The 23290-nt window shown below is 63.1% G+C and carries 21 protein-coding genes and 1 pseudogene; 6 read left to right on the forward strand and 16 right to left on the reverse strand.

The window, feature by feature from the left end; genetic code table 11:
• The first annotated feature begins 113 nt into the window (after positions 1–113).
• On the forward strand, positions 114–1019 hold the full coding sequence (locus PspR32_RS07830; RefSeq protein ID WP_010225081.1) for a DMT family transporter: 906 nt from the start codon (positions 114–116) through the stop codon (positions 1017–1019).
• On the opposite strand, the gene PspR32_RS07835 is transcribed toward PspR32_RS07830, so the two are convergent.
• Positions 1006–1698, reverse strand: coding sequence for an alpha/beta hydrolase (locus PspR32_RS07835; RefSeq protein WP_010225082.1), 693 nt, complete (start codon positions 1696–1698; stop codon positions 1006–1008). The two genes, PspR32_RS07830 and PspR32_RS07835, sit on opposite strands and share 14 nt — an antisense overlap.
• Positions 1699–1833: 135 nt before the next feature.
• On the opposite strand from PspR32_RS07835, the pseudogene PspR32_RS07840 reads away from it, so the two are divergent.
• Together PspR32_RS07840 and PspR32_RS07845 are read left to right on the forward strand one after the other, a co-directional pair.
• Positions 1834–2135, forward strand: a pseudogene (locus PspR32_RS07840) (methyltransferase domain-containing protein); the annotation flags it as partial.
• A 22-nt stretch (positions 2136–2157) separates the two neighbouring features.
• Entirely contained in the window at positions 2158–3063 is a 906-nt protein-coding gene (locus PspR32_RS07845; protein ID WP_159388285.1) for a LysR family transcriptional regulator, read from the forward strand.
• On the opposite strand, the gene PspR32_RS07850 is transcribed toward PspR32_RS07845, so the two are convergent.
• On the reverse strand, positions 3060–3713 hold the full coding sequence (locus PspR32_RS07850; protein WP_159388286.1) for a DsbA family oxidoreductase: 654 nt from the start codon (positions 3711–3713) through the stop codon (positions 3060–3062). The genes PspR32_RS07845 and PspR32_RS07850 overlap by 4 nt on opposite strands.
• Before the next feature lie 167 nt (positions 3714–3880).
• Here PspR32_RS07850 and PspR32_RS07855 point away from each other — a divergent pair, with 167 nt between their 5' ends.
• Entirely contained in the window at positions 3881–4810 is a 930-nt protein-coding gene (locus PspR32_RS07855; protein ID WP_159388287.1) for a class I SAM-dependent methyltransferase, read from the forward strand.
• A 62-nt stretch (positions 4811–4872) separates the two neighbouring features.
• On the opposite strand, the gene PspR32_RS07860 is transcribed toward PspR32_RS07855, so the two are convergent.
• The 11 genes from PspR32_RS07860 to gcl form a co-directional block, all read right to left on the reverse strand.
• Positions 4873–6336, reverse strand: coding sequence for a PepSY domain-containing protein (locus PspR32_RS07860; protein ID WP_010225090.1), 1464 nt, complete (start codon positions 6334–6336; stop codon positions 4873–4875).
• Positions 6337–6346: 10 nt separating this feature from the next.
• Positions 6347–8515, reverse strand: coding sequence for a TonB-dependent receptor (locus PspR32_RS07865; RefSeq protein WP_159388288.1), 2169 nt, complete (start codon positions 8513–8515; stop codon positions 6347–6349).
• 102 nt (positions 8516–8617) lie between these two features.
• Entirely contained in the window at positions 8618–9004 is a 387-nt protein-coding gene (locus PspR32_RS07870; protein WP_010225094.1) for a DUF2946 domain-containing protein, read from the reverse strand.
• A 159-nt stretch (positions 9005–9163) separates the two neighbouring features.
• Positions 9164–10165 (reverse strand): sulfate ABC transporter substrate-binding protein, encoded by a 1002-nt coding sequence (locus tag PspR32_RS07875; protein ID WP_010225096.1) that lies wholly within the window; start codon positions 10163–10165, stop codon positions 9164–9166.
• A gap of 93 nt (positions 10166–10258) precedes the next feature.
• On the reverse strand, positions 10259–11083 hold the full coding sequence (locus PspR32_RS07880; RefSeq protein WP_010225098.1) for an ion transporter: 825 nt from the start codon (positions 11081–11083) through the stop codon (positions 10259–10261).
• Between the two features lie 44 nt (positions 11084–11127).
• Positions 11128–12015 (reverse strand): urea transporter, encoded by an 888-nt coding sequence (locus tag PspR32_RS07885; RefSeq protein ID WP_010225099.1) that lies wholly within the window; start codon positions 12013–12015, stop codon positions 11128–11130.
• A gap of 141 nt (positions 12016–12156) precedes the next feature.
• Positions 12157–13572, reverse strand: a complete 1416-nt coding sequence (gene pyk / locus PspR32_RS07890) for a pyruvate kinase (RefSeq protein ID WP_010225100.1) — start codon at positions 13570–13572, stop codon at positions 12157–12159.
• Positions 13562–14842, reverse strand: coding sequence for a glycerate kinase type-2 family protein (locus tag PspR32_RS07895; RefSeq protein WP_159388289.1), 1281 nt, complete (start codon positions 14840–14842; stop codon positions 13562–13564). Before PspR32_RS07895 ends, pyk begins: the two co-directional genes overlap by 11 nt.
• 172 nt (positions 14843–15014) lie before the next feature.
• On the reverse strand, positions 15015–15908 hold the full coding sequence (locus tag PspR32_RS07900) for a 2-hydroxy-3-oxopropionate reductase (protein ID WP_010225102.1): 894 nt from the start codon (positions 15906–15908) through the stop codon (positions 15015–15017).
• 153 nt (positions 15909–16061) lie between these two features.
• Positions 16062–16844: a hydroxypyruvate isomerase gene (hyi, locus tag PspR32_RS07905; RefSeq protein ID WP_010225103.1), complete on the reverse strand. Its 783-nt coding sequence runs from the start codon at positions 16842–16844 to the stop codon at positions 16062–16064.
• 57 nt (positions 16845–16901) lie between these two features.
• Positions 16902–18677 (reverse strand): glyoxylate carboligase, encoded by a 1776-nt coding sequence (gcl, locus tag PspR32_RS07910; protein ID WP_010225104.1) that lies wholly within the window; start codon positions 18675–18677, stop codon positions 16902–16904.
• A gap of 257 nt (positions 18678–18934) precedes the next feature.
• Here gcl and PspR32_RS07915 point away from each other — a divergent pair, with 257 nt between their 5' ends.
• Positions 18935–19375 carry a GlcG/HbpS family heme-binding protein gene (locus PspR32_RS07915; protein ID WP_010225106.1) on the forward strand — a complete coding sequence of 147 codons (441 nt, stop codon included), beginning with the start codon at positions 18935–18937 and terminating at the stop codon, positions 19373–19375.
• 108 nt (positions 19376–19483) lie between these two features.
• Here PspR32_RS07915 and PspR32_RS07920 read toward each other — a convergent pair whose 3' ends face one another.
• Positions 19484–20092 (reverse strand): TetR/AcrR family transcriptional regulator, encoded by a 609-nt coding sequence (locus PspR32_RS07920; RefSeq protein WP_010225109.1) that lies wholly within the window; start codon positions 20090–20092, stop codon positions 19484–19486.
• Positions 20093–20238: 146 nt separating this feature from the next.
• Here PspR32_RS07920 and PspR32_RS07925 point away from each other — a divergent pair, with 146 nt between their 5' ends.
• A complete protein-coding gene (locus PspR32_RS07925; protein ID WP_100783427.1) occupies positions 20239–21147 on the forward strand; it encodes a DUF808 domain-containing protein in 909 nt (302 codons plus the stop codon).
• A 107-nt stretch (positions 21148–21254) separates the two neighbouring features.
• Here the strand turns inward: PspR32_RS07925 and PspR32_RS07930 are convergent, their stop codons facing one another.
• Both PspR32_RS07930 and PspR32_RS07935 read right to left on the reverse strand, forming a co-directional pair.
• Positions 21255–22043 carry an outer membrane protein OmpK gene (locus PspR32_RS07930; protein WP_010225111.1) on the reverse strand — a complete coding sequence of 263 codons (789 nt, stop codon included), beginning with the start codon at positions 22041–22043 and terminating at the stop codon, positions 21255–21257.
• A gap of 361 nt (positions 22044–22404) precedes the next feature.
• Positions 22405–23190: an outer membrane protein OmpK gene (locus tag PspR32_RS07935; RefSeq protein ID WP_010225112.1), complete on the reverse strand. Its 786-nt coding sequence runs from the start codon at positions 23188–23190 to the stop codon at positions 22405–22407.
• Positions 23191–23290: the final 100 nt, after the last annotated feature.

Consider the following 23290-nt stretch of genomic DNA (forward strand, 5'->3'; position numbering starts at 1 on the left):
AAAACCAAATCTGCCTTGATAGTAAAGGTAGAGGTTCAGTCTAGCCTGTTTTATCCACTGGAACGGGCCCTGAAGCCCTTGTCATAATTTGCCCATCGTCAAGGAGGTGAGTGATGGACAGTTCAATACGCCGTGGGTCGCTTGAGATGGTCGCCGCGATGTTGATTTCCGGGACCATTGGCTGGTTCGTGCTGGTGTCCGGGCAACCGGTGCTGGATGTGGTGTTCTGGCGCTGCGTGTTCGGCGCCGGCACCTTGCTGCTGATTTGCCTGGCCATGGGTTTTCTCAAGCCCAATCTCCTGACCTTGACCACCTTCGCCCTGGCGGTGCTCAGTGGCGTGGCCATCGTCGGCAACTGGGTGTTGCTGTTCGCCTCCTACTCGCGGGCCTCGATTGCCATCGGCACGGCGGTATACAACGTCCAGCCGTTCATGCTGGTGGGTCTGGCGGCGCTGTTTCTCGGCGAGAAAATCACCGTGCCGAAGCTGTTCTGGCTGGCGGTTTCCTTTGCCGGGATGCTGGCGATCGTCAGTGCCCATGGCAACCAGGGCGGCAGCGGCAACGACTACCTGCTGGGCATTGCCCTGGCCCTGGGCGCGGCGTTTCTGTATGCGCTGGCGGCGCTGATCATCAAGCGCCTGAGCGGCACCCCACCGCACCTGATTGCCCTGATCCAGGTGTGCACCGGCATCCTCTTGCTGGCGCCCTGGGCTAACACCCGCGGCCTGCCGGGCGATGCCGGCGCGCTGGCCAGCCTGGTGACCCTGGGCATCGTTCACACCGGGGTGATGTACGTGCTGCTGTACGGGGCGATCCAGAAGCTGCCGACCGCCTTGACCGGGGCGCTGTCGTTCATCTACCCGATTGCGGCGATCTTCGTCGACTGGTTCGCCTTCGGCCATCGCCTGGAGCCGCTGCAATGGCTGGGGGTGGCCGCGATCCTGCTGGCCGCGGCCGGTATGCAGCAAGGCTGGTGGTTCAAGCCCGCGCTCAAGGCTCCGGCGGTCAAGCCAGACTGACCGCCGCACGGTCGATCAGGGCTGCCACTTCGGCGGCCCTGGAGGCCAGCGAGGCATGGCTGGCGTCCAGCGTGAGCAACTCCTTGGGTTGCATGCGTTCAGCCATGAGTTTCTGGTTGTCCGGGTGGATCATCCGATCGTGGCTCGAGAGCTGGTACCAGGTGGGTTTGTGTTGCCACGCAGGGTCGCCGATGGTGTCGCCGAAGGTGCTGGCCAGCGGCGCCTTCTGGGTCACGCTCATGACCAGCCCTTCGTCCTTGCTCAGGTCCTGGCAAAAGCTTTCATGCATCTTGTCGGGTTTGATCCACAGGTAGCCATCGCCATCCGGCTGCAGGTTGGCTGCCGCTTCAGGCGGGTTGTTGGCAGTGATGCTGCCTGGGCTTTCGCCTTTTTCGGGGGCAAAGGCGGCAATGTAGACCAGGCCCGCAACATTGGCCTGGTTGCCCATCTGGGTAATCACCGCGCCGCCGTAGGAGTGCCCGACCAGCAGCACCTTGCCCGTAATCGAGGCGACCATCTTGCGTGTGCGTTCGGCATCGTCGGCCAGTGAGGTCAGGGGCATTTCCACGGCATGCAGGTTACGGTGGCCCAAGCGTGACAGTTCGAGGATGACCCGGCTCCAGTGGGCGGCGCCGCCCCAGAAACCATGGACCAGGACAATGGACGGGGTCTCGCTCATGATCGTTCTCCAGTGCAGGGGTGGAATGCTAGTGTAGATGCTTATGACTGCTTATGAAGGACCGCGCCGATGGCCCAGAACATCTACGACAATCCGGACTTTTTCCATGGCTACAGCCAGCCGGGGCGCTCGCGCGCAGACCTCGACACCCTGGAATTGCCCAAGGCCGCCTTCGATCTTGCCTACAGCTCCCTGACCCTGCATTACATCGACGATCTGCCGCGTCTGTTCGCCAACGTGCACGCGGCCTTGCGCCCGATGGCGTGATCAAGTATCACCGCACCCCGGGCACCTTGCTCAATCAGCTGGTAGGCGCCGGCTTCACCCTGGCCCATGTGCAGGAGTGGGGGCCGAGCGCTGAACAGATCCAGGCCTGCCCGGCATTGGCCGAAGAGCAGGAACGGCCCATGCTGTGCCTGGTGGCCGCGCAACGTTGAACGCGCATACAGGGAGGTAGGCATGTTTTCCAAAATCAGCCTCGAGCAGTGGCGTGCATTTGTCGCCACGGTCGAGTGCGGCGGCTTTTTGCAGGCTGCCGAGCATTTGTTCAAGTCCCAGTCGGCGGTCAGTCATTCGGTCAATCGCATGGAGGTGCTGCTCGGCCATGAGCTGTTCATCATCGAGGGTCGCAAGGCGGTTTTGACCCCCTTGGGCCAGGCGTTGCTGTCCCAGGCCAAGCATTTGCTCGGCGCGGCGCAAAAGCTTGAACAATTGGCCAATCAGTACCAGCCGGGGTTGTTCAACGAGCTGGCGCTGGCGGTCGATGTACTGTTCCCGCTCGAGCTGTTGCAAGAGGCTTTGCAGGGGTATTCGGCAACTTTCGCGGACTATCGTATTCGCCTGTATGAAACCGCATTGTCTGGTGCGGGCGAGCTGCTGGAAGACGGCAAGGTCGAGCTGGGAATTGCCAGCAGCCTGCCCGCTGGTTACCTGCAGGAATTGCTGCTGACGGTAAAACTGGTCTGCGTGGTCGGCGCCGATCACCCGCTGGCCGCCAGCCAGGGCGAGCTGGGCCTTGCGGATTTGCAGCCGCATCGGCAGGTGGTGATTCGTGACTCGGGCACCCGCCATCCGCAGAACAGCGGCTGGCTCGGCACCTCCCAGCGCTGGACGGTCAGCAGCCTGGCGGCGGCCTGCACCCTGGTCGAGCGCGGGATGGGCTTTGCCTGGCTGCCCGAGCATGCGATCAATGAATCGCTGGCTGCCGGGCGTTTGCGCCGCGTGGCGCTGCAGCATCAACGCCAGCGGGAAGTGCCGCTGTACATTGGCTACCCGCAAGCGCTGCGGCACAGCCCCGACGTGCAACTGCTGGTGCAGGTGCTGGGGGAGCTATGCCAGCGCTGCAATAGCCGCTGCGCACCTTAAGACAAAATCGCCTCGGTCTTGTCCAGGTTGTCGCGGATGTCGCTGAGCACTTGGCGCAACTGCTTCAGGGTCAGGCATTCAGACAAGCGAAAGCGCTCGGCGATCACCAGCGAGGGCACCGAGCGCAAGCCCAGTTCGCGACCCTGGCGCAGATCCCGCTCCAGCAACGCAGGCGCATCGTGCTGCAAGCTGTGGGCGAAGGCCTGTGGATCGAAGCCGGCCTCTGCGGCGATTGCCAGCACAGTGGCCTTGTCACCGATGTTGCGGTTCTTGACCAGGTGCGCCCACTGCAGGCGGTCTAACATCAGTTCGTGACCGGCATTGCCAGCCAGCGCATGGGCTGCCTGGCAGGCAGTGGCGGCGAGCAGGCCGTTGGGGTATTCGAAGTCTTGCTCGCGCATGCCCGGGATGTTGATGCGTTTTTCGTCCTCGGCGCGGGCGCAGGCCTGCCAGTGATCAAGGATGGTTTCCTTGGCCTGGGGCATCGAGCCAAAGCGCTGGATCATCGCCTCGCGGCTGCTTTGCAGGATGAAACTGCGGTGCTGGATATCCAGCTCGAACTCGGCTTGCAACTGTTTTAGGCGCGGGGCCAGGACAAAGCACCAGGCGCAGACGACATCGTGGAAGAATTCGATTTTCAGGGTAGACATGGCAAAGATCCGCGAGTGAAGGTGCGGGCACTATCGGCAACGGCGGCGGGCAAAAAAAGCGACAAAAACCGGCCACACTCACCCATCGTGTTCATCAATGGCCGAACGGCCTGCTGTCACCGGCGGGGCAGAGTAGAATAGGTGGCTTTACCCGATTGAATCTGCCCATGACCTCTGTGATCGACACCCTCCACCAGCACCTGCTCGCCGCCCTTGACCCGGCGCCGGCCGAAACCCGCCGCCTGTTTCACGGGCGCGGGCGCTGCTGGCCGGGGCTTGAGCAGATCACGGTGGACTGGTTGCAGGGCGTGCTGCTGGTGTCGCTGTTTCGCGAGCCGCCCGAGGGCCAGTTGCCGGCGCTGGAGCACATGCTCCTGGCCCTGGCCGAAGCACCCTGCTGGAGTGGCCAGGCGATTCTGCTCCAGCATCGCTACCTGCCGGACAGCCCCGGGCAGTGGTTGCTCGGCACACCCTGTGAGCACTGGCTGATCGATGAGGACGGCCTGCGTTATCAGTTGGACCTGGGCCTTAAGCAGAACACCGGGCTGTTCCTCGATATGCGTTATGGCCGGCGCTGGGTGCGCGAGCAGGCGGTGGGCAAGCGCGTGCTCAACCTGTTCGCCTACACCTGCGGGTTCTCGCTGGCGGCGATTGCCGGTGGTGCCGAGCAGGTGGTGAACCTGGACATGGCGCGTTCGGCGTTGAGCCGCGGGCGCGACAACCATCGGCATAACGGCCATGACCTGGGCAAGGTGAGTTTTCTTGGCCATGAGCTGTTCAAGTCGTGGGGCAAGGTGCGCAAGTCCGGGCCCTATGACCTGATCATCATCGACCCGCCGACCTTCCAGAAAGGCAGCTTCGTCCTGACCCAGGATTACCGCAAGATCCTGCGGCGCCTGCCGGAACTGTTGAGCGACGGCGGCACGGTGCTGGCCTGCGTCAACGACCCGGCGATCGGCCCGGACTTCCTCGTCGACGGCATGGCCGCAGAAGCGCCGGGGCTGACTTTCGTCGAACGCCTGGCCAACCCGCCGGAGTTCCTCGATAGCGATCCGGCGGGCGGGCTCAAGGCGTTGGTGTTCAGGGACCTTGTGTAGGCGCGGGCTTGCCCCGCGATAGCATTCTGTCAGCCATCGCGCATCGCGGGGCAAGCCCGCTCCTACTTGGCTAACCGTCGCCAGCCGAGCACCACACCACTGACACTCAGCACCAACCCGCCCAGGCTGAAGGCGATCATCCAGGCATCCCACAGCGGGCGCTGTTGCAACAGCGGCAGCCAGTCCCAACTGTGCAGCAACGAGAACAACCAGCGCGACACGCGCCGCGGCTGGTCGAGCACGCCCAGTACCTCGCCGGTGTACAGGTCCAGATGCAGCCAGGTCTGCTGCGGGTCGGCAAAGCGCACGCGCAACACCGGCAAGCGTTTTTCCAGGTGCCCGAGCATGCTCTGTTCGGCCCTGGCGTAGTAGTAGAAGTCGTAGGCTTCTAGCTGCTCGCTGTGCATCTGGCCCTGTGGCAGTAACGCTTGCGCTGCATGCTCGAGCAGCTCCCTGGGCAGGCGCTCGAGCACCTGGCCGTCGGCCATCGACAGCACCCGGGTGCGCCCGGCGCCGTCATGAGCGACCAGGTATCCCGCGCCAGCGATCAAGCGCCACTCAAGTTCACGTGCGTTGAAGCCCTGTTGGTCAAAGCGCATCAGCGCTTCACTGGCAGACACCGGAAAAGCCGCCGCCGACAACGGCCCGCCTTGATACGCCGCAACGTTCAGCGGCACTGAACTGCTGAACAGCCGCCACGGGTTCATCGACATCAGGCCGCTGAAGATCCAGGTGATCGCCAGCACGCCGAACAGCAATCCGCCGATATGGTGCCAACGGGCAAACCCACGGTAGGGCGAGCGCGAGCCACTGCGATAGGGCTTGCGCAGGCGCCAACGGAGGATGCCGATCACCGCACCGAGCACTGCCATCAGCGTGGCGGCCAGCGACAGGTAGATCACCAGATTGCTCCACAGGCCGTCCACGCCGATGCCACGCAACGGGTACAGCCAGTGCAGCCAGGCGCCGACCAGGTTCCAGCCGCGTTCCACGGCGCTGGCATCGCGCACCACTTCGCCGGTGTGCCCGGAGATGTACAGCAGGGTGCGCTCGCCATCGTCGAGCTGTACCCGCTGCAACGGGCGCTCGGCGTCGAGGGCGCGAGAGTGGCTCCACAGGTCCTCAAACACTGCGCCGCGATAGCTGGCCGTGGCCACGGCGTCGTACTGACGAGCACTGGCCAGGGCCTGTTCGCGCTCGATCGGTTGCAGGCGCTGGCCCGTGCGGGCATCCACCGCCACGCTGGCGCGGCCCGGATAGCTGAACAGGTAGCGCGGCTGCGCGGCCACCATGCTCAGGCGGATGCTCGCGGGGCTGCGTTCGGCATCGGCACTGCGCAGGGCAGTACCGAGGTCGACGCAGCAGTCTGTCAGGCGCAATGCTGGTAGATGGGCGAAGTGCTCGCGCGGGGTCAGCTTGGGGTAGCCGACATACAGCATGACCATGCCCGAGAAGAACCACAGCGCCATGAACAGGCACAAGCCGATGCCCAGCCAGCGGTGCCACAGGTACAGGTAACGTTTCATCGGTGGCGTCCTAGAAGCGCGTCTGCACGGCCAGCTCAAGGGTGCGCGGGGCACCGAGGTAGAGCATGCTCGCAGAGGTCCAGCGGGCGTACACCTCGTCGGTCAGGTTGCGCACCCGGGCGGTGATGCGCGTGTCGTCATCGACCTTGAAGCCGAGGAAGGCGCCGAAGATCGTGTATGACGGCGCATAGCGGGTGTTGGCTGCATCGGCATACACCGAAGATACATAGCGGCTGTCGGCACCGACTTGCCAGCTCGGGTCGATGTCGTAGGTCAGCCACAGGTTGGCAACCCGCTCGGGGATGTTGGTCGGGGTGTTGCCCTTGCGCGAGATCGAGCGACCGCCGACGTTCTCGTTGAACTCATCGTACTGGGCGTCGACATAGGCAAAGTTACCCTCGGCCAACAGCTTCGGGGTGACATGCAGCGAGGCGGCCACCTCGACCCCGCGCGAAGACTGCTTGCCCACCGGCTGGGTGACGCTGGGGTTGGCGGCATCGGCGGTGGCCAGGTTCTTGCGCTCGATCTGGTAGGCGGCGACGGTGGCGGCGCCACGACCGTCGAGGAAGCTGAACTTGCTGCCCACTTCCAGTTGCTTGCCGGTGCTCAGGTCAAAGTCGCGTACCGAGGCAAAACTGGCGGTGCTGAGCATGCCCGAGGGCGGGTCGGCGGCGGTGCTGTACTGCACATAGACGTTGGCGGCCGGGGTCAGCTCGTAGACCAGGCCGATGCGCCCGGTGGTAGGCTCGTAACTGCGCTGGAAGTCCAGCGGGTTGTTGGCATCGACCGTGCGGTAGTTATGCACATCGAGGTCGATATGGTCGTAGCGCAAACCAGTGAGCAGCGACAGGCGCTCAGTCAGCTGCAGACGGTTTTCGACGAAAGCGGCCCAGGTGTCGACGGTGTTCTCGCGGTTCTTCTGATAGCCCGGGACCATGCCGTTCAGATCATAGAAATGCCCGGGTTCGAAGGTGGCCGGGTCGACGCTGTCGAAAATGCCGGTGATCGAGCGCGGGTAGCTCATCTGCACGTTGTGGCTGTAGTCCAGGCCCGCCGACCACTGGCTGTTCAAGCCGAACAACTGGCCTTCGTGGAGCAGCTCGAAGCGGTTGCCGTTGAGTTCCTGGTCGTGGCGTTGCAGCAGCGCGTTGGAGCGGTTTACCCGGCTGTTGTCGGCGTTGTAGGCGTAGGTTTCGAGGTTACGGAAGTTCCGCTCGGTGTTGTAGTGGTAGAGCGTGTTGCGCAGCGAGGTGGTGTCGTTGAAACGGTAGTCGGTGATCGAGCGCAGCCAGCGCACGCGTTGTTCGTAGCGGCCGTCCTCGACGTTGTAGTTCTCGAAGCGGCGGCTCTCGTCGACCTTCATTTCGCCACCCAGCGGGTTGAGCACCGGGCTGCCCCAATAGGGGCTGTCGACCGTTTCGTTCTGATACTCCACGGCCAGGGTGTGGGACAGCTGGTCGTTGATGTCGGTTAGCAGCGAGAACGCCACGGTCCAGGCATCGCGCTCTTCGCGATCGACATAACCATTGCTTTTGCTGTGGCTGAAATCCAGGCGGGCGTAGTTGCGGATGCCGTCGCCGTCGTTGAGCGCATGGTTGAAACCGAACGAGGTTTCGCTGCTGTCGTAGGAGCCGTACGTGATCCGCCCTTCGTTGAAGTTCTCGTCACGACTGGCCAGCTTGGTGATGTAGTTGATCGAGCCGCCGACGGCACCGGCACCGAAGAGGAAGCTCGACGGCCCGCCGACGGCTTCGACCCGGTCATAGATCCAGCTGTCCACCGGGCGCGCGGCGATGGAGTCGTACTGCACGCTGATGCCGTTGAACAGTTGGGTGATCTGTGCCCCGGAAAAGCCCCGATAAGCTACTGAGCCGGCAGAGCCGGGCGGCGAGGCGGCGGTCATGCCGGGCACGCCGTTGAGCACGTCCTGGGTGGTCTGGGCGCCGCGCTGCTGGATCTGCTGGCGGTTGACGATGTTCACCGAAGCCGGGGTTTGCCGCGGGGTCAGGCCAAGGCGCGAGCCGGTTTGCGAAGGGGTGTCGAGCAGTACGCCGTCTTCGGCGTCGGCGCGGCTGTTGATGCGCAGGTCAGGCAAGGTCAGCGGCGCCTCGGCCACAGCATTGAAGGACAGCGCGCACAGCAGTGCCGCGCAACCGGACAGGCGATAGGAGTAGGGCATGAATCACACTCTGGAAATTGAGCCAACGGCCGCCTGCACCTGTCAGGCAGGCGCAGCAAAAAAACGGCCGGTTTCAGGCAGCCCGGGGAGCTGCCAGGAGGTTCAAGCCAGAAGCGGGGAGGCGCGGGGATTGGCGGCGGGCCAGCAATAACGCGGCGGCGCCTTGCTGCGCAGTTCGCGGTGATAGCGGCGTACACGGCTGACCGCCAGCAGCCAGCCGATAACCAGCGCAAGGCCCAGGCACACCACGGCGGCGGCGCACACCGGGCAGGTCTGCATGCTGTCCCAGCCGGCTACTGCCTGATCGCCGAAATCGCTTTTCAGTGTCGGCCCGGCGGTGCCCATGGCTGAGCAATAGGCGCCGCCAATGCCATTGAGCTGCAAGCCCATCATCTGCCCGTGACCGAAACCGCAGGCGAACAGATTGAACAGGACACAGAAGTACAAGGTCCAGGCAATCAGCGGGCGGTCGGAGGGGGTGCGGTTCATGGCCGCGACTTTAGCACCGATGCCCGCAGGCGTTAAAGCCGAATCAGGCCTGTTGTTCGGTGACTTTCTGCGGCGGCGGGTTGTATTGCGCGAAGCTGTCGCGGGGCAAGCCCGCCCCTACACATTCAGTAGGAGCGGGCTTGCCCGGCGATGAGGCCCTTACTGCCCGGTATAGATCTGGTCGAAAACCCCGCCATCGTTGAAGTGGGTTTTCTGCACGGTGCGCCAGTCACCGAAGGTCTTCTCCACCGAGAGGAAGTCGACTTTCGGGAAGCGGTCGGTGTACTTGGCAAGTACCGCCGCATCACGCGGACGCAGGTAGTTGTTGGCGGCGATTTCCTGAGCCTCTGGCGACCACAGGTACTTCAGGTAGGCCTCGGCGGTGGCGCGGCTGCCTTTCTTGTCGACCACCTTGTCGACCACGCTCACCGGCGGCTCGGCCTCGGCGGAAACGCTTGGGTAGATCACTTCGAACTGATCGCGACCGAACTCGCGGGCGATCATCTCGGCTTCGTTCTCGAAGGTCACCAGCACGTCGCCGATCTGGTTGGTCATGAAGGTAGTGGTGGCGGCGCGGCCACCGGTATCGAGCACCGGTGCCTGCTTGAACAGCTTGCCGACAAAGTCCTTGGCCTTGTTCTCGTCACCACCGTTCTTCAGCACATAGCCCCAGGCCGAGAGGTAGGTGTAGCGGCCGTTACCGGAGGTTTTCGGGTTCGGCACGATGACCTGGACACCGTCCTTGAGCAGGTCGGGCCAGTCTTTCAGGGCCTTGGGGTTGCCCTTGCGGACGATGAACACGGTAGCCGAGGTGAACGGCGCGCTGTTGTTCGGCAGGCGCGTGACCCAGTTATCCGGGACCAGTTTGCCGTTGTCGGCCAGGGCATTGATGTCGGTGGCCATGTTCATGGTGATGACGTCGGCCGGCAAGCCATCGATCACCGAACGGGCCTGCTTGCTGGAGCCGCCGAAGGACATCTGCACGGTGATTTTCTCTTTGTGCTCGGCTTCCCAGTGCTTCTGGAACGCGGCGTTGTAGTCCTTGTAGAAGTCGCGCATCACGTCATAGGAGACGTTCAGCAACGGTGCCGGAGCGGCCTGGGCCAGGGAGCCGAAGGCGAGGCCGGCGGCCAGAAGCGAGGCACTGAAGAGTTTTTTCACTGCGCATTCCTTGTTCGAGTTGGCGTTAAAGGCATTATGCCAGCGACTATAGCGGTTGGGCTTTAGGCGCTAAAAGATTAAAAAGTGCTTTGCTTATAGCGTTTTCCTGAACAGCGCATTGCCGCAGCGCGAGCAGAACGCGGCGCCGTGTTCATGGCTGTTTTTCCGGCACACCGGGCAGTCGTGCTGCAGTTGTTCGCCGCGCATGGCGTTGGCAAGCTCCGCAGTGAAAATCCCGGTGGGCACGGCGATGATCGAGTAACCGGTGATCATCACCATCGATGACAGCACCTGGCCCAGCGGGGTCTTGGGCACGATGTCGCCAAAGCCGACGGTGGTCAGGGTGACGATGGCCCAGTAGATGCCCTTGGGGATGCTGGTAAAGCCATGCTCGGGGCCCTCGACCACGTACATCAGGGTGCCGAACACGGTGACCAGGGTCGAGACGCTGAGCAAGAACACGATGATCTTCTGCTTGCTGCCGCGCAGGGCCGCGAGCAGGTAATGGGCCTGTTTGAGGTACGGGCTGAGCTTGAGCACGCGAAAGATCCGCAGCATACGGATGACGCGGATGATCAGCAGGTACTGGGCGTCGCTGTAGTACAGGGCGATGATCCCCGGCACGATCGCCAGCAGGTCGACCAGGCCATAAAAACTGAAGGCGTAGCGCAAGGGCTTGGGCGAGCAGTACAGGCGGATCAGGTACTCGACCAGGAAGATCGCGGTAAAACCCCATTCGATGGCCGCCAGTACCCCGGCATAGCGCTGGTGCACCTCGTCGATGCTGTCGAGGATCACCGTGACCAGGCTGGCAAGGATGATCAGCAGCAGGATGCTGTCGAAGCGCCGGCCGGCGACCGTGTCGGTTTGAAAAACGATGACGTAGAGCCGCTCGCGCCAGCTCGAAGGGGTGTCCATAGGCTCGTTCCAAAGGCAGATGGGCAGAGCCTAGGGGCTGCACCTCAGCTGTGCAAGCGACGCCGGCTGTGGGACGCCGGCAGGCGCAGCAGGCGGCCACCGCCGTGCAGCAGCCAGCAGGCGAGAATGAACGGCGCGGTCAGACCGGGCACTGGCAGCAGGCTGAACGCCGGTTGCAGGGCAATCGCCAGGACGATGGCCAGCAGCGGCAACCAGGGCCGCTGGCGCTCTTGGCTGAAGGCCAGGGCGGCAAGGGCAGCGTTGAAGCCGAACAGGCCGTTATAGGCCGCCATCGCTTCGCCACCGAGCAACGCCACGCTGCCGCCGATGGCCGAGCCGAGCAGGGCCCAGACTGCTGCGTAGCGATTGGAAATCAGCAGGCCGATGGCGATCAGCCCTCCGGCCAGGGGCTGGTCGAGCAAGAAGATCTGCCCGAGACCGCGCGCCAGGGCGAACAGCGGGTTGGCCTCGACGCTGGTGCTGGCGGCGCTGGCGGGTTCGGCCATGGCCAGCGCAGCCCAGCCGAGCAACACGAACGGCGCCGTGTAGGCGGGCAGCAGTTGCCGGGGCCCGGCGCGCTTGAGCCACTGGTGCACGAGCATGCTGCTCAGGCCGCCGGCGGCGATGATCAGGGGCGGCAGGATCGCCGACCAGGGCAGGGCATAGCTGATCAACAGGCCGATCAGCACGCCGTTGTAGCTGTACAGGCCGGCCTGGCGGTCGCTGCGGTTGTAGCCGCGACGCTGGGCGGTCAGCAGCCCGGCGAGGGCACCGAGCAAGGCGCCACCGACCAGGTCGGGCGCGGTCAGGGTAATCGCCAGCAAGCAGCACAGGCCACACAGCGGATTGCGCTGCAGCAGCACCTGGCTGAAGCCGTTGAGCAAGGCCGTGGCCCAGTCGGGGCACGGGTTGACGAAATTCTTGGTGTACATGGGGGCAGTCTGGGTTGATGTGGAGTGGGGCGCCTCTTTGGGCCGGGTTGTCCCACCTGGGGTTTGTGTTGCACTCATCGCGGGTCAAGCCCGCTCCCACAGGCCTGTAGGAGCGGGCTTGACCCGCGATAGGCCTCACCTTCAGATCAAGGTCTCGATCCGCAGCGTGTTAGTCGACCCTGGCTTGCCAAAAGGCACACCGGCAGTGATCAACAGGGTATCGCCACGGCTGGCCATGCCTTGGGCCTGGGCGATTTCCAGCGCGGTGGAGCAGATTTCGTCGACCTGGCGCAGGCGATCGTTGACCACCGAGTGCACACCCCAGGCAACGCTCAGGCGCCGGGCGGTGGACAGGTTGGGGGTCAGGTTGAGGATCGGTGCCCGTGGCCGCTCGCGGGCGGCGCGCAGGGTCGAAGCCCCCGACTCGCTGTAGTTGACCAGCACCGCCACCGGCAGGATGCCGCTGATGCGGCGGATCGCGCAGCTGATGGCGTCCGACACGGTGGCTTCGGCTTTCGGCCGGCCGACGTCGAGTTGCGCCTGGTAGTCCGGGCCATTCTCCACCTGGCGGATGATCTTGCTCATCATCTGCACCGCTTCCAGTGGGTAGTCACCCGAGGCGGTCTCGGCCGAGAGCATCACCGCATCGGCGCCTTCGGCCACGGCGTTGGCCACGTCGGTGACTTCGGCGCGGGTCGGGGCCGGGGAGAAGCGCATCGATTCGAGCATCTGCGTAGCCACCACCACCGGTTTACCTAGTTCGCGGCAGGTGTTGATGATGCTTTTCTGGATCTGCGGCACGCTTTCGGCCGGCACTTCCACGCCCAGGTCGCCACGGGCGACCATGATCGCGTCGCTGAGCTCGGCGATGGCACGCAACTGGGTCACCGCCGAAGGTTTCTCGATCTTGGCCATCAGGTAGGCGCGGTCACCGATCAGCTGGCGCGCTTCGACGATGTCTTCCGGGCGCTGGACGAACGACAGCGCCACCCAGTCCACGCCCAGCTCCAGACCGAAGCTCAGGTCGCGGCGGTCCTTGGCGGTCAGCGGGCTCAGCTCCAGTACCGCTTGCGGCACGTTGACGCCCTTGCGGTCGGACAGCTCGCCGCCGTTGAGCACTTCGGTCTCGATGGCGTCGCTGTGCTTGGCGGTCACCCGCAGGCGCAGCTTGCCGTCATCGAGCAGCAGGTCCATGCCCGGCTCCAGCGCGGCGATGATTTCCGGGTGCGGCAGGTTGACCCGCGAGGCAGTGCCTGGGGTGCTGTCCAGGTCCAGACGCAGGGCCTGGCCGCGTTGCAACTGGACCTTGCCCTCGGCAAAGCGGCCAACGCGCAGCTTGGGCCCTTGCAGGTCCATGAGGATGCCCAGCGGGTAGTTGAGCTGGCTCTCCACCTCGCGGATCCACTGGTAGCGCAGGGCGTGGTCTTCATGTTCGCCGTGGCTGAAGTTCAGGCGAAAGATGTTCACCCCGGCCTCGACCAGCTGGCGGATGTCATCGATGCCCTTGATCGCAGGGCCGAGGGTGGCAAGGATTTTGACTTTCTTATCAGGCGTCATGTCGGGCACTCTCGAGAATCAGGATGGCGCGAAAATCGTTGACGTTGGTCCGCGTCGGCTCGGTGACGATCAAGGCATCGAGCGCGGCGAAGTAGCCGTAGCCGTTGTTGTTGTCCAGTTCATCGCTGGCCGACAGGCCCAATGCCGCGGCGCGGGCGTAGCTGTCCGGGGTCATCAGGGCGCCGGCGTTGTCTTCGGAGCCGTCGATGCCGTCGGTGTCACCGGCCAGGGCATAGACCCCGGGCAGGCCCTTGAGGCTTTCGGTCAGGCTCAGCAGAAACTCGGCATTGCGCCCGCCACGGCCATTGCCGCGTATGGTCACGGTGGTTTCGCCACCGGAGAGGATCACGCAAGGCGGCGACAGCGGTTGGCCGTGCAGGACGATCTGCCGGGCGATGCCGGCATGGACCTTGGCCACTTCGCGCGATTCGCCTTCCAGGTCGCCAAGGATCAGCGGGCTGAAACCGGCCTGGCGGGCTTTGACCGCGGCGGCTTCGAGCGACTGCTGGGAGCGGGCGATGAGCTGGAAGTGGCTGCGGGCCAGGGCCGGGTCATCGGCCTTGACTGTCTCGGACGCCGGGTTGTTCAGCCAGGCGGTGACCGCTGCGGGCGCTTCGATGTTGTAGCGCTTGAGGATCGCCAGGGCCTCGGCCGAAGTGCTCGGGTCGGCCACGGTCGGGCCGGAGGCAATCACCGTGGCCAGGTCCCCGGGTACATCGGAAATCGCATAGGTGTAAACGGTGGCCGGCCAGCAGGCCTTGGCCAGGCGCCCGCCCTTGATCGCCGAGAGGTGCTTGCGCACGCAGTTCATCTCGCCGATGGTCGCGCCGGATTTGAGCAGGGCCTTGTTGATCTGTTGCTTGTCGGCCAGGGTCAGGCCTTCGGCAGGCAGCGCCAGCAGCGCCGAACCGCCACCGGAGAGCAGGAAGATCACCCGGTCGTCAGCCGTGAGGTTGCTGACCATTTCCAGCACCCGTTTGGCCACGGCCAGGCCGGCGGCGTCCGGGACCGGGTGGGCGGCTTCGACCACTTCGATTTTCGAGCAGCTGGCGCCGTGGCCGTAGCGGGTGACCACCAGGCCGGACACCGGGCCCTTCCAGGCACGCTCGACGACTTCGGCCATGGCGGCGGCAGCCTTGCCGGCACCGATGACGATAACGCGACCGCTGCGGTCGCTGGGCAGGTGGGCTTCAAGGACCTGGCGGGGATGCGCGGCATCGATGGCCGTGGCGAACAGCTCGCGCAGAAAGTGTTGCGGATCGACCGACATGGCAGGCTCCAATCTTATTGTTTTTCAGAATCGACAGCGCCCCGGGATCCGCCTCCGTGCAGGCATATCCAGGGGCGCTGGTAGCGACAAGCTTCAAGCTACAAGCTGCAAGAGAAAGCAGATCGATGCGCGGCCTGCTTTTTCTTGCCGCTTGAAGCTTGGGGCTTGCAGCTTATTTTTCGTCCCGGATCGAGAAGTTAGCCATGTGTTCCAGGCCTTTGATCAGCGCCGAGTGGTCCCAGTTGGCGCCGCCGATCGCGGCGCAGGTGCTGAACACTTGCTGGGCGTTGGCGGTGTTGGGCAGGTTGATGTTCAGTTCCTTGGCGCCTTGCAGGGCCAGGTTCAGGTCCTTCTGGTGCAGGCTGATACGGAAGCCCGGATCGAAGGTGCCCTTGATCATGCGCTCGCCGTGTACTTCGAGAATCTTCGAAGAGGCGAAACCGCCCATCAGTGCTTCACGCACCTTGGCCGGGTCCGCACCGTTCTTGGCGGCGAACAGCAGGGCTTCGGCCACCGCCTGGATGTTCAGGGCAACGATGATCTGGTTGGCGACCTTGGCGGTCTGGCCGTCGCCGCTGCCGCCGACGCGGGTGATGTTCTTGCCCATGACCTGGAACAGCGGCAGGGCGCGTTCGAAGGCATTCGGGCAACCGCCGACCATGATGCTCAGGGTCGCGGCCTTGGCACCGACTTCACCGCCGGAAACCGGGGCGTCGAGGTAGGTCGCGCCGGTGGCCTTGATCTTCTCGGCGAAGGCTTTGGTGGCGGTCGGCGAGATCGAGCTCATGTCGATCACCACCTTGTTCGGGCCCACGCCCTGAGCCACGCCGTTGTCGCCGAACAGCACCGCTTCAACCTGCGGGGTATCGGGCACCATGACGATGATGAATTCAGCTTCCTGGGCCACTTCTTTCGGGTTGGCCAGGGCCACGGCGCCAGCGGCGACCAGGTCGGCAGGCGCGGCATCGTGGTGGGTGGAGATGAACAGGCTGTGCCCGGCTTTTTGCAGGTTCTGCGCCATTGGCCGGCCCATGATGCCGGTGCCGATAAATCCGATTTTAGCCATGAGAAATGCCTCTTGTAATTATTCAATCTCGGCTGGCGGGCCGGGCCCCTGTGGGAGCTGGCTTGCCAGCGATGGGAACAATGCGGTGTAGCTGTGAGGGCCTCATCGCTGGCAAGCCAGCTCCCACAGGGATTGTCGAGGCCCGTCAGTGCGTCAGATCGCGTTATGGGTCTTCAGCCAGCCAAGGCCCGCTTCGGTGGTGGTCAGCGGCTTGTATTCACAGCCCACCCAGCCCTGGTAGCCGATGCGGTCCAGGTGTTCGAAGAGGAAGCGATAGTTGATCTCGCCGGTGCCTGGCTCGTGGCGGCCCGGGTTGTCGGCCAGCTGGATGTGGTTGATCTTGGCCAGGTTGCTTTCCACGGTACGGGCAAGATCCCCTTCCATGATCTGCATGTGATAGATGTCGTATTGCAGGTACAGGTTGCTGCTGGCAACTTGCGCCTGGATCTCCAGCGCCTGTTGGGTGGTGTTCAGGTAGAAGCCGGGGATGTCGCGGGTGTTGATCATTTCCATGACCAGCTTGATTCCGGCGGCCTGCAGCTTGTCGGCGGCAAACTTGAGGTTGTCGACGAAGGTCGTGCGCACCGTGGCGCAGTCCGGGCCTTGCGGGCGGATGCCGGCCAGGCAGTTGACCTGGGTGTTGCCCAGTACCTGGGCATAGGCGATGGCAAGATCGACACCGGCGCGGAATTCTGCAACGCGGGCCGGGTCGCAGGCGATGCCGCGATCACCCTTGGCCCAGTCGCCGGCCGGCAGGTTGAACAGCACCTGGGTCAGGCCGTGAGCATCGAGCTGCTGCTTGATTTCAGCCGAGCTGAAGTCGTACGGGAACAGGTACTCGACCCCGCTGAAGCCGGCGTCGGCAGCGGCCTTGAAACGGGCGAGGAAGTCCTGCTCGGTGAACAGCATGGACAGGTTGGCGGCGAAACGTGGCATGGTTGTCTCCTTGCAAAAAGGGGCCCTGTGCACCCGGCATCAGGGCCTTCGCAGCGATCAGTCGAGCAGGGAAATCGCGGTTGGCGCGTCGTTGCCGACCAGCGCCAGGTCTTCGAATTCGTTGACCGCGTTGATTTCGGTGCCCATGGAAATGTTGGTCACGCGCTCGAGGATAACCTCGACCACCACCGGTACCCGGAACTCTTCGGCCAGTTTCTGCGCCTTGAGCAGGGCCGGGGCGATCTCGCCAGGCTCGGTCACGCGCAGGGCCTTGCAGCCCAGGCCTTCGACCACGGCGACGTGATCGACACCATAACCATTGAGTTCCGGTGCGTTGACGTTCTCGAACGCCAGTTGCACGCAGTAGTCCATCTCGAAGCCGCGCTGGGCCTGGCGGATCAGGCCCAGGTAGGAGTTGTTCACCAGCACGTGGACGTAGGGCAGGTTGAACTGCGCGCCCACCGCCAGCTCTTCGATCATGAACTGGAAGTCATAGTCGCCGGACAGCGCCACGACCTTGCGAGTCGGGTCAGCCTTGACCACGCCCAGCGCAGCAGGGATGGTCCAGCCCAGTGGGCCGGCCTGGCCGCAGTTGATCCAGTGACGCGGCTTGTAGACGTGGAGGAACTGCGCGCCGGCGATCTGCGACAGGCCGATGGTGCTGACGTAGCAGGTGTCCTTGCCGAATACCTGGTTCATTTCCTGGTAAACGCGCTGTGGCTTGACCGGCACGTTGTCGAAATGGGTCTTGCGTTGCAGGCTCGATTTGCGCTGTTGGCAATCTTCCAGCCAGGCGCTGCGGTCCTTGAGCTTGCCGGCGGCTTTCCACTCGCGGGCCACTTCGAGGAATACATCCAGGGCGGCGCCGGCGTCGGAAACGATACCCAGGTCCGGGGTGAAGACGCGGCCGATCTGGGTCGGTTCGATATCGACGTGGATGAAGCGACGGCCTTCGGTGTAGACGTCAACGGAGCCGGTGTGACGGTTGGCCCAACGGTTGCCGATACCCAGTACCACGTCGGACTTGAGCATGGTGGCGTTGCCGTAGCGGTGCGACGTCTGCAGGCCGACCATGCCCACCATCAGCGGGTGATCGTCGGGGATGATGCCCCAGCCCATCAGGGTCGGGATTACTGGAATACCGGTCAGCTCGGCGAATTCCACCAGCTTGTCGCAGGCATCGGCATTGATGATGCCGCCACCGGCAACCAGCAATGGGCGTTCGGCGCTGTCGAGCATGGCCAGGGCTTTCTCGACCTGGACGCGGTTGGCCGCAGGCTTTTGTACGGGCAGCGGCTGGTAGGCGTCGATGTCGAATTCGATTTCCGCCATCTGCACGTCGAACGGCAGGTCGATCAGCACCGGGCCTGGGCGGCCGGAGCGCATTTCATAGAACGCCTTCTGGAACGCATACGGCACCTGGCCGGGCTCCAGAACGGTGGTCGCCCACTTGGTCACCGGCTTGACGATGCTGGTGATGTCGACGGCCTGGAAATCTTCCTTGTGCATACGCGCACGTGGCGCTTGCCCTGTGATGCACAGGATCGGGATGGAGTCGGCCGAGGCACTGTACAGGCCGGTGACCATGTCGGTGCCGGCAGGGCCGGAAGTGCCGATGCACACGCCGATGTTGCCGGCCTTGGTGCGGGTGTAGCCCTCGGCCATGTGCGAGGCGCCTTCAACGTGACGAGCGAGGACGTGATCGATACCGCCGACTTTCTTCAGGGCCGAGTACAGGGGGTTGATGGCTGCACCCGGGATGCCAAACGCGGTTTCCACACCTTCGCGGCGCATCACCAGAACGGCTGCATCGATTGCTCTCATTTTGCTCATGGTTTTGTGCCTCTTTGATTTTGTAATTGTATACAAATGGCTTTTCACCAGAGTGTATTCACGCCAAGCGACTCTGGTCAATCCATTTTCATCGGCGATCGGTGCTTTCGTCGGGAAGCCTTTAAAAATGGCATTTCGTCAGGATTGGTTCATCGCACAGAAAATATTGTATACAAATAAGTTCGCCATTGTGTTCTATTTGTTCTATTGATTTTTACACCTGCCCTCAGGGCTTCTAACAACAAGAGGACCTTTTCATGAACGCTTTGACCTTGAAAGTCGCTGTCAGCCTGGTGAACGCTGCGCTGGTGGCCGGGCGCAAGATCTCCTCCGCGCCGTTGACCGTGGCGGTGCTGGATAACGGTGGGCATCTGCTGGCCCTGCAGCGTGAAGACGGCGCCAGCCTGTTGCGCCCGCAAGTGGCGATGGGCAAGGCCTGGGGCGCGATTGCCCTGGGCAAGGGGTCGCGCCTGCTGGCGCTGGACGCGCAACAGCGCCCGGCATTCTTTGCCGCGCTCAATGGCCTGGGCCAGAGCCCGGTGGTGCCGGCGCCGGGTGGGGTGCTGATTCGGAATCAGCAGGGCGTGGTGCTGGGGGCGATCGGTATCAGTGGCGATACCTCGGATATCGACGAGCAGTGCGCGATCAGTGCGATCGAGGAGGCGGGGTTGACGGCGGATGCCGGTGTAGCGGCTTAAGGCCTATCGCGGAACCTGTGGGAGCTGGCTTGCCAGCGATCGAGCGCAAAGCGCTCGCTGGCCTCATCGCTGGCAAGCCAGCTCCCACAGGGATCTCGGCAAATTTGCCTAAGCGTCCGGCTCACACCCCTTGAGCACCAGGCGAATGATGGTCTGCGCCGCCGCTTCATAATCGCTGTCATCGAGCTTGGCCTTGCCGGTGACCACCGAGATCTGCCAGTCGAAGTCAGCGTAGGTCTGGGTCGCCGCCCAGATGCTGAACATCAGGTGATGCGGGTCGAGCGGGGCGATCTGGCCGCGGTCGATCCAGGCCTGGATGCACTCGATGTTGTGCCGGGCCTGGTCGTTGAGCTGCTCGACCTGGCTCGGGCTCAGGTGCGGGGCGCCGTGCATGATTTCGCTGGCGAACACCTTGGACGCAAACGGCAGGTCGCGGGAGATGCGTACCTTGGAGCGGATGTAGGCGCTCAATACCTCTTTGGGGTCGCCGTCGGCATTGAACGGCGTCGACGCCTGCATGATCGGTTCGATGATGCTTTCCAGGACCTCGCGGTAGAGGTTTTCCTTGGACTTGAAGTAGTAATAGACGTTGGGCTTGGGCAGGCCGGCCTTGGCCGCGATGTCGCTGGTCTTGGTGGCGGCGAAGCCCTTGTCGGCAAACTCTTCACTGGCCGCGCGCAGGATCAGTTCTTTGTTGCGCTCGCGAATGCTGCTCATGGTTGACGCTGTTCCTCGTGTCTGGCCGCTGGCGGCACCGGGCCTGGGAGGGCGGTTGCGCATGGTAGCACCGCGTTCGCAAGCGGCTCAAGGTGGCGACTTTGAGCTAGACTGTGGCCCTCTCAACCCGCTGGAATCAGGCAAACATGGCAGGAAGCAGTCTTCTGGTATTGATCGACGATATCGCCACGGTACTCGACGATGTCTCGGTAATGACCAAGGTCGCGGCAAAAAAGACCGCGGGGGTGCTGGGCGACGACCTGGCGCTCAACGCCCAGCAGGTTACCGGCGTGCGCGCCGAGCGGGAAATCCCGGTGGTCTGGGCGGTGGCCAAGGGCTCGTTCCTCAACAAGCTGATCCTGGTGCCGGCGGCGCTGCTGATCAGCGCCTTCATTCCCTGGGCGGTGACACCGCTGCTGATGGTCGGCGGTGCATTCCTGTGCTTTGAAGGCTTCGAGAAGCTCGCGCATAAGTTCCTCCACAGCAAGGAAGAAGACCAGGCCGAGCATGTGGCGCTGACGGAAGCGGTGGCCGATCCTGCGGTCGATCTGGTGGCTTTCGAGCAAGACAAGATCAAGGGCGCGGTGCGCACCGACTTCATCCTGTCGGCCGAGATCATCGCCATCACCCTGGGCACGGTTGCCGATGCGCCGCTGACTCAACAAATCATCGTGCTCTCGGGTATCGCCATTGTCATGACCATCGGTGTCTATGGCCTGGTGGCCGGCATCGTCAAGCTCGATGACCTGGGCCTGTGGCTGACCCAGAAGGCCTCGAGCGCGGCCAAGGCGATCGGCAACGGCATCCTGCGGGCGGCGCCGTACATGATGAAAAGCCTGTCGGTGATTGGCACTGCGGCGATGTTTCTGGTTGGCGGCGGGATTCTGGTCCACGGCGTGGCGCCGTTGCACCATGCCATTGAAGCCTTCAGCGAAGGGCGCGGCGGGGTGCTGACCAGTACGCTGCTCAATGCCGGGGTGGGGATTGTCGCCGGTGCTGCAGTGTTGGCAGTGGTTGCGCTGATCGGCAAGCTCTGGCGTGCTGTCAGAAGCTGATGGCCTCATCGCTGGCAACGCCAGCTCCCACAGGGTCAGGTGTTGAACCGCTCCTGTGGGAGCCGGCCTTGCCGGCGATCAAAGCCCGAAGGGCTTTGCCTCTTTGATCAGAAGTGCGCTTTGACCAGGAAGCTGGCAGTGTTCTGATCGGTATCGAAGGCGTCGCTGTCCTTGATGCCGTACTTGTTCTTCCAGTAGTCGTATTCGAAACCGACATACAGCTGCTTCTCGCCCCAGTTCAGCGCCTTGCCCAGGTCGTACTTGACCTGCGGGTTGAAGTGCAGGTTGGCGTGGTAGGTGCCACGGCGGCTGGTGGCGTCGTTGTCCACGACCCAGTCCATGAAGCCATCGATGAGGATGTCGGACTTGCCCACGGGAATGGTGTAGGACCAGACCGGGGTGATCTGCCAGACGTTGTCACCGGCACGGCTGCCCTCGGTGTTGCGCTGGTAAAAGTTCAGCTGGAAGTAGTCAAAGCCTGGGATGTCCAGGTCGAAACCCGGGCCGATCAGGTAGGACTCGGTGTCGCCTTCGCCAAACTCGTAGGTCATCGCCAGCAGCACGTCCTTGACCGGGCCGAAGGCCAGCTTCTGGTCGAAGATCTTGCCGAACGACAGGCGTGGGCTGATCTCGCCGTAGTAGGTGTTGGGGCCGTTGTTGAAGTCCTTGCCACCGTTGTAGAAGATCTTGTCGACGAAGATGAAGTTGTCGCCGTACTTCCAGGCATCGGCGTGCTCGAAGGTCACGGTCTGCTGGATCGACGGGTTGACGGCAAAGTTTTTGCCCCACAGGTAAGTCAGGCTGTTGTTCTGCCATTGCAGCAGATCACCGGCAGTGGCGGCGGTGCTGGCCGCCAGCAGGCCGCTGGCAAGGATCAGGCTGTTGGTAATACGCATCGCGTAGTTGCTCCCTTGATGGATTCTTCGTGGTGCTCTGGTGTGGCACCTTTTGGGTAAATACTTGTCTTTAGGGTCAGTTTTTTTCGATTGGCCACAGACGTTTGGCAAGAGCTGGACCAACCTTCCGGGTCAGTCACAAGCAATCCTGCTCGACGTCTTTCTGAACAGTTGAAAAGGGTATTTCAGGTTGGCGTGACGCTTGCCAACCGCCCGAATTCATTGACTGAGCGGTCAGCAAACGCAGGCAGGATCCGTCCTGCCCTGATCGAGGGGGCGCGCAGATTACTGGCTTGCGCGCCGGTCCTCAAGTGCTCCGTCCTGGAGCGGGTGGGGCAAAAACTGTGCGTTTGGTCAGCTTTTAGAAGTGAACCTTAACCAGGGCGCTGGTAACACTCTGATTGGTGTCCAGCCGGCCACTGTTCTCGATGCCGTATTTGTCTTTCCAGTAGCTGTACTCGATACCCACGTACAACTGCTTGGCCCCAAGGTTCAGGGCCTTGCCCAGGTCGTATTTGACCTGCGGGTTGAACTGCAGGTTGGCGTGATAGGTGCCGCGCCTGCTTTGGTCGTTGTCCACCACCCAGTCCATGTAGCCGTCGATCAGGACGTCGGATTTGCCCACAGGGATGGTGTAGGAAAAGGTCGGGGTAATCTGCCAGACGCGATCACCCGGGCGGCTGCCTTCGGTGTTGCGCTGCATGATGTTGAGGGTGAAGTAGTTGAAGCCGGGGATCGCCAGGTCAAAGCCGGGGCCGATCAGGTAGGCCTCGTTGTCGCCTTCGCCAGACTCGTAGGTCATGGCCAGCAACACGTCCTTGATCGGACCGAACTCGAATTTGCGATCGAAGATCTTGCCGAACGACAGGCGCGGGCTGAACTCACCGTAGTAGGTGTTGTTGCCTTTGCTGCGGTCGGTGCCGCCGTTGTAGAAGATCTTGTCGATGAACAGGAAGGTGTCGCCGTACTTCCACTTGTTGGCATGTTCGAAGGTCACCGTCTGCTGGATCGCGGGGTTGACCTGGAAGTCCTTGCCGTAGAGGTAGGTGAGGCTGTTGGTGTGCCAGAGCAGCAAGTCCCCTGCGGCAGCTGGCAAGGTGGCCAGCAGACTGCTACCCAACAGGAGGGAAGTGGTGATGCCTTTCATGTTGTGATTCCCGGCTTTGTTATTGTTGGTTTTCGGTTTTTTTTGGCGCGAAGCGCCCCGGCCGACCCGCTCCCACGGGTCGACGGCCTTGCGTATTGCT

The sequence above is a fragment of the Pseudomonas sp. R32 genome (assembly GCF_009866705.1).
Classification (GTDB): Bacteria; Pseudomonadota; Gammaproteobacteria; order Pseudomonadales; family Pseudomonadaceae; genus Aquipseudomonas; species Aquipseudomonas donghuensis.

What these genes read in the sequence shown, in the direction of transcription:
- PspR32_RS07830 (WP_010225081.1), top strand. Translation starts at nt 114, where the DNA reads ATGGACAGTTCAATACGCCGTGGGTCGCTTGAGATGGTCGCCGCGATG.
- PspR32_RS07835 (WP_010225082.1), bottom strand. Translation starts at nt 1,698, where the DNA reads ATGAGCGAGACCCCGTCCATTGTCCTGGTCCATGGTTTCTGGGGCGGC.
- PspR32_RS07845 (WP_159388285.1), top strand. Translation starts at nt 2,158, where the DNA reads ATGTTTTCCAAAATCAGCCTCGAGCAGTGGCGTGCATTTGTCGCCACG.
- PspR32_RS07850 (WP_159388286.1), bottom strand. Translation starts at nt 3,713, where the DNA reads ATGTCTACCCTGAAAATCGAATTCTTCCACGATGTCGTCTGCGCCTGG.
- PspR32_RS07855 (WP_159388287.1), top strand. Translation starts at nt 3,881, where the DNA reads ATGACCTCTGTGATCGACACCCTCCACCAGCACCTGCTCGCCGCCCTT.
- PspR32_RS07860 (WP_010225090.1), bottom strand. Translation starts at nt 6,336, where the DNA reads ATGAAACGTTACCTGTACCTGTGGCACCGCTGGCTGGGCATCGGCTTG.
- PspR32_RS07865 (WP_159388288.1), bottom strand. Translation starts at nt 8,515, where the DNA reads ATGCCCTACTCCTATCGCCTGTCCGGTTGCGCGGCACTGCTGTGCGCG.
- PspR32_RS07870 (WP_010225094.1), bottom strand. Translation starts at nt 9,004, where the DNA reads ATGAACCGCACCCCCTCCGACCGCCCGCTGATTGCCTGGACCTTGTAC.
- PspR32_RS07880 (WP_010225098.1), bottom strand. Translation starts at nt 11,083, where the DNA reads ATGGACACCCCTTCGAGCTGGCGCGAGCGGCTCTACGTCATCGTTTTT.
- PspR32_RS07885 (WP_010225099.1), bottom strand. Translation starts at nt 12,015, where the DNA reads ATGTACACCAAGAATTTCGTCAACCCGTGCCCCGACTGGGCCACGGCC.
- pyk (WP_010225100.1), bottom strand. Translation starts at nt 13,572, where the DNA reads ATGACGCCTGATAAGAAAGTCAAAATCCTTGCCACCCTCGGCCCTGCG.
- PspR32_RS07895 (WP_159388289.1), bottom strand. Translation starts at nt 14,842, where the DNA reads ATGTCGGTCGATCCGCAACACTTTCTGCGCGAGCTGTTCGCCACGGCC.
- PspR32_RS07900 (WP_010225102.1), bottom strand. Translation starts at nt 15,908, where the DNA reads ATGGCTAAAATCGGATTTATCGGCACCGGCATCATGGGCCGGCCAATG.
- hyi (WP_010225103.1), bottom strand. Translation starts at nt 16,844, where the DNA reads ATGCCACGTTTCGCCGCCAACCTGTCCATGCTGTTCACCGAGCAGGAC.
- gcl (WP_010225104.1), bottom strand. Translation starts at nt 18,677, where the DNA reads ATGAGCAAAATGAGAGCAATCGATGCAGCCGTTCTGGTGATGCGCCGC.
- PspR32_RS07915 (WP_010225106.1), top strand. Translation starts at nt 18,935, where the DNA reads ATGAACGCTTTGACCTTGAAAGTCGCTGTCAGCCTGGTGAACGCTGCG.
- PspR32_RS07920 (WP_010225109.1), bottom strand. Translation starts at nt 20,092, where the DNA reads ATGAGCAGCATTCGCGAGCGCAACAAAGAACTGATCCTGCGCGCGGCC.
- PspR32_RS07925 (WP_100783427.1), top strand. Translation starts at nt 20,239, where the DNA reads ATGGCAGGAAGCAGTCTTCTGGTATTGATCGACGATATCGCCACGGTA.
- PspR32_RS07930 (WP_010225111.1), bottom strand. Translation starts at nt 22,043, where the DNA reads ATGCGTATTACCAACAGCCTGATCCTTGCCAGCGGCCTGCTGGCGGCC.
- PspR32_RS07935 (WP_010225112.1), bottom strand. Translation starts at nt 23,190, where the DNA reads ATGAAAGGCATCACCACTTCCCTCCTGTTGGGTAGCAGTCTGCTGGCC.